This window comes from Paraburkholderia sp. SG-MS1 (assembly GCF_012275575.1).
Taxonomy (GTDB): Bacteria; Pseudomonadota; Gammaproteobacteria; order Burkholderiales; family Burkholderiaceae; genus Paraburkholderia.
The window spans coordinates 1-4,967 of record NZ_NPIH01000057.1 but is presented as its reverse complement, the minus strand read 5'-3'; the positions used below and the strand labels follow the sequence as shown (position 1 = coordinate 4,967).

Below are 4,967 nucleotides of genomic sequence, written 5' to 3'. Positions count from 1 at the left end.
GATCATTCACTCAGAAGCTCTGCTTTCTTCGCGTCCGTCATCTAACGGGAGGCGAATTATGCAGACCGAAAACCTATCGGTCAACCCACTTTCTGAAATATTTTTGAGGCTCTCAACGGTGCGCTAAAAAACGTGCAATGCCGTGTCTGTCGATTGCTCTCGTCGCGAAGACATCGTCGTCTTATGGCTGTGACGCGCACACGTTCCATCCTCATCGTCGGCGCGGAGTTCAACGCGCCACATTCGCCTCAATCGCTACGACCCATGTGAACGTAATCCGTACAGCTGTCACAATTCAGGTGATCCGTGAGGGCTCCAGGCCCGGCAACACTGCGTCACAGCGGACGAAAAAGCCGCGCTCATCGGCGGGGTCAGCCGGTTGCTGCTCGACGTACTGAACAAGCCGCTCGAGTCGACCTTCGTCGTCATTCAGGAGATGGAGACCGAGAACTAGGGTTGGGGCGGTTTGCCGGTCGAGACTTATCGCAAGCAGCGTGGTTCGAAGCCGGATTGAAGCTTAGCGCGCGTCATTTGCTTCGGGCGACAGCAGTCCGCATTGAAGCCACGGAATACCTCAAGGACGACTGATTATCCTGGCGGCGTGCCCTCTTCCCGGCCGCAATGTACGTGCACAAATCGATCATTCTCACTTGAGCTGCTAGACCGCGAACCGCTGCAGCTGTCCGATGCTTTCCTTCAATTCATGGTCCAACTGCGCGACCAGCTCACCGGCAGGCAACGATCTGGCCAGCGCGGCTGCCTGCCCGGCCCACTGCGCCCCGTAACCGTACTCGCCCGTTGCTTTTGCCGCAGCATGCAGCGCTTTGCCTACATCGTAGGCGATCGGATACGCGGGCGGCTTAGGAGCGCGCGCCTCGCTGCCGAGTGTCGTGAACCGGTTCACCATGCTTCTCGCCACGCGACCGGAGATCGCCGTGGTAAAGGTCGTGCGGCGTGCCGCGTCCGTGAGAATCGCGCGTCGATAACCCTCGTCAATCGACGTCTCCGGGCAAGCAACAAACGCCGTGCCTAACTGCGCGGCTTGCGCGCCGAGCGCAAGCGCCGCTGCGATTCCGGCACCGTCCATGATGCCGCCGGCAGCGATCACCGGCAGCTGGCATTGGCTGACCAGCAGACGCGTCAACGCAAACACGCCCAACCCCTCATCGGTTGCGTCCGGTTCGAAGATGCCGCGATGACCGCCCGCCTCTATACCTTGTGCAACGATCGCATCGACTCCCGCTTCGGCAACCTGCGCCGCCTCATCCAGGTTCGTTGCACTCGCGAGTAGTTTGATGCCGGCCTTTCTCAGTTCGGCGATCACATCAGCAGAAGGCAAACCGAAGTGGAAACTGACGATGGCCGGCTTCTCTTCGAGAAAAACATCCAGCATCGCCGGGTCGGCCGCGAAACTCGTATAGATCTCCGACAACGACGTAGGCGGCGCTGCGCCGTATTTTTCAAAATATGGCGTGAGCCACTTCAACCATTGCCGATCGAGCGCCTCGTCCGCTTGCGCCGGTCGATGACAGAAGACGTTGATATTGAACGGCTTGTCCGTTAGCGCGCGAGTCTCCTCGATGACCTTGCGGGCTGCTGCGGCGTTCATCGCCCCAACGCCCAGCGAGCCGAGACCACCTGCATTGGAAACGGCTGCGGCCAGCGCGGGTGTGCTGACACCGGCCATGGGCGCCTGAATGATCGGCTTTTCGATGCCCAGTAATGGCAGCAACATCCGCTTGTTAGTTCGCTCGTTCATGTCTATCCCCTGTCGAGGCTTTCTAGAATAGCGTCCTGATACCGTATAGCACGCGCATCGCACCACAGGCGAGCGCCCCGTCCGTTGTGTTCACTCGTCGCGCTCACAGTACCCTTTCCTGGCGTGCCCTTCCGCACGACCGGAAAAACGCGAAAGAAGCAGGTCACCTAAACCATGCGGCCGCAATTCGAAAATGTTCTTCTGGCAGTAGCGAGCTGTTCTGTCTCGCCGCCGAACTCGAGAGTTCACGCCTGCCGCAACAGATCAAAATCCCAATATTTGCACTTATTGCACTAGCCAGCGTTTCTATGGGCCGTTCTGCGCGAAATTGTTTTGATTTGTGAAACAGTGATTTCGCAAATTAGGTATTTACCCTGACACACCCCAAGCCGTAGACTGTCTTTCATCGCTGCAGACAAACGCGTTTGCAGTCCAAACAAGACAAATCTCTGGAGGTCGTTACCATGAAGTCGCTCGTTCAAGCCGTCGTTATCGCCGCTACCCTTGCTGCTCCGGTTGCCGTTTTCGCCCAATCGAACCAGCCGCTGACCCGTGCGCAAGTTCGCGCGGAACTGGTTCAGATCGAAAAGGCTGGCTACAACCCCGCTCGCTCGAACCCGAACGAATATCCGGCCAACATTCAGGCTGCTGAAGCACGCGTTGCCGCTCAGAACAGCGCAGTTGGCGGCGTCGCCAGCGGTTCGTCGGAACAAGGCCAGGCAGTCGCCAAGTAAGTTTCCGGCTGAACGCCAAGCTGCTGTCGCTTTGCCGTAGCGTGTACTCACGCTACGGCTCGCGCGATTAACGAAACTGGCTCGCTTGTGTGGGCCAGTGCCGTTTCAGAATCTCCGCCTCCGGATTGCCGGCTGCATATCCTCGCCTTCGGCGGCCATGCACATCGCCTGTGCGTTCCCGTTCTCAACGACGGCAAGTCGCGCCACCGCTCGCTTTCATCCGCAAACGGCGTGGCGGATGAACGTCACACGGCACCCGGACTCACATACGCGGTCTTGACCGTCGTATAGAACTCGCGGGCGTAACTGCCCTGCTCGCGCGGACCGTAGCTCGAACCCTTGCGGCCGCCGAACGGCACGTGATAATCCACACCTGCAGTCGCCGTGTTCACCATCACCATGCCCGCCTGCACATGACGACGGAAGTGGCTCGCGTACTTCAGCGAGGTCGTGCAAATGCCCGCGGAAAGGCCAAATTCCGTATCGTTGGCGACCTTCAGTGCCTCGTCGTAGTCCTTGACCTTGATGACCGAGGCCACCGGGCCAAACACTTCTTCCCGGTTGATACGCATGGCCGGCGTCGTATCGGTAACGAGCGCTGGTGCGAGGAAGTAACCGCGCGTGTCGCGCTCGACCCGCTCACCGCCGAAGACGGTGCCGCCTTCTTCGCGTGCGACGGCAATATAGCGCTCGTCCTGCTGCAACTGCTTGTCGTCGACGACGGGACCGATGTGCGTGCCGTCGGCCAACGCGTCGCCCACCTTCAGGGCCTGCATGCGCGCCTTCATGCCGTCGATGAACCGGTCGTAAATACCTTCGGTCACGATGAAGCGGCTCGACGCAGTGCAGCGTTGGCCCGTCGAGTAAAACGCACCGTTGATGCACGCTTCGATCGCAACGTTGAGGTCTGCATCATCGAGCACCACCATCGGGTTCTTGCCACCCATTTCAAGCTGGAATTTCTTGCCCGACGCAAAGCATTTCGCGCCGATCGCACGGCCCGTCGCGACAGAACCGGTGAAACTCAAGGCATCGACATCGGGTGAAGAAACCAGCGCTTCGCCCACCACCGAGCCCCGTCCCATGACGAGGTTGATGACGCCCGCCGGCGCGCCTGCCTCGGCGATGATCTTCACGAGCTCCCACGTGCTGCCCGGAACGAGATCCGCCGGCTTGACGACGACGGTGTTGCCATATGCCAGCGCCGGCGCGATCTTCCAGGCCGGAATCGCAATGGGGAAATTCCACGGCGTAATGAGGCCGATCACGCCGAGCGGCTCGCGGGTCACTTCCACCGTCATACCGGGGCGCACCGACGGCACGATTTCGCCGCCAATGCGCAGCGCCTCGCCCGCGAAGAACTTGAAGATCTGCCCCGCGCGGCCCACTTCGCCGATCGCCTCGGGCAGCGTCTTGCCCTCTTCGCGCGCGAGCAACCGGCCCAGCTCGGCCTTGCGCGCGAGGATCGTGCTGCCCACCTGATCGAGCAGATCGAAACGCTGCTGCGGTGTGGACAGCGACCATTGCGCGAACGCCTTGCGCGCGGCGCTGATCGCGTGTTGCGTCTGCCCGGCGTCGGCCTGCGCGAACTCGCCGATCACGTCGTCGAGATTGGACGGGTTGACGTTGCGCGACACGCTTGCGCCGTCCACCCACTGTCCGTCGATGTAGTTTGCAAACTGGCTCATGATCTCTTTCTCCCGTTGATACGGAATAAAGCCCCCGCACGAAAGACCTGATCGTCAGGTCCAGGCGGAGGCGACTGGAAATGCACCTGGGCCGCGCGTGACGCGCCAGCCCGTCATATGTTCTTCGTTACGGCTCAGGCGGCTCCGAGCAGCCCGCGCGCCGCCAGACTCTGATAAAGCGCTCGCACGCCGAACGTCCACGGTTCGATGTCGGTGCTCAGGCGGACCGTGTTGGTCAGCGCGCCCAATTGCGGCGTCGAAATCGTTACGAGGTCGCCCAGGTGATGCGTGAATCCGCCGCCGGCCGCGTCGCGGTCCTTGATCGGCGAGAACATGGTGCCGAGGAACAGCATGAAGCCGTCCGGGTATTGATGATGCCGGCCCCACGTTTGCGTGACGAGGTCCGCCGGATCGCGGCTGATCTCGCTCATGTGGCTCACGCCTTCGAGCACGAAGTCGTCATCGGCGCCTTCCACGCGCAGCGCGACACTGGCCGCGCGCACCGAGTCGAGCGAGAAGCTTTCGTCGAAGAGGCGCACGAACGGGCCGATCGCGCAGGAAGCGTTGTTGTCCTTGCACTTGCCGAGCAGCAGTGCCGAGCGGCCTTCGATATCGCGCAGGTTGACGTCATTGCCGAGCGTTGCACCGACGATCTCGCCACGGCTATTCACCGCCAGCACGATCTCCGGCTCCGGGTTGTTCCAGGTCGAAGCCGCGAGCAGCCCCACGTCCGCGCCGAAGCCGACCGACGACATCGGTTGCGACTTCGAGAATACTTCGGCATCC

Annotated in this window: 4 protein-coding genes and 1 pseudogene; 2 read left to right on the top strand and 3 right to left on the bottom strand. The window is 61.1% G+C overall.

The genetic code is table 11. The annotated features are described in order from the left end of the window. Window positions 1–275 precede the first annotated feature (275 nt). Window positions 276–454 (top strand): annotated as a pseudogene (locus CIC12_RS32925) (tautomerase family protein). 204 nt (window positions 455–658) lie between these two features. Here the strand turns inward: CIC12_RS32925 and CIC12_RS04500 are convergent. Then, window positions 659–1,759 (bottom strand): NAD(P)H-dependent flavin oxidoreductase, encoded by a 1,101-nt coding sequence (locus tag CIC12_RS04500; protein ID WP_168662555.1) that lies wholly within the window; start codon window positions 1,757–1,759, stop codon window positions 659–661. A 464-nt stretch (window positions 1,760–2,223) separates the two neighbouring features. Between CIC12_RS04500 and CIC12_RS04495 the strand changes: the two genes are divergently transcribed. Next, on the top strand, window positions 2,224–2,493 hold the full coding sequence (locus tag CIC12_RS04495) for a DUF4148 domain-containing protein (RefSeq protein ID WP_121324558.1): 270 nt from the start codon (window positions 2,224–2,226) through the stop codon (window positions 2,491–2,493). A 245-nt stretch (window positions 2,494–2,738) separates the two neighbouring features. Here the strand turns inward: CIC12_RS04495 and CIC12_RS04490 are convergent, their stop codons facing one another. Together CIC12_RS04490 and CIC12_RS04485 are read right to left on the bottom strand one after the other, a co-directional pair. Then, the gene (locus tag CIC12_RS04490; RefSeq protein ID WP_168662553.1) at window positions 2,739–4,181 is read right to left on the bottom strand and encodes an aldehyde dehydrogenase family protein; all 1,443 of its coding nucleotides are present in this window, start codon (window positions 4,179–4,181) and stop codon (window positions 2,739–2,741) included. Window positions 4,182–4,315: 134 nt separating this feature from the next. Continuing rightward, on the bottom strand, window positions 4,316–4,967 hold a 652-nt coding region (locus CIC12_RS04485; RefSeq protein ID WP_174771912.1), incomplete at its 5' end, for a fumarylacetoacetate hydrolase family protein.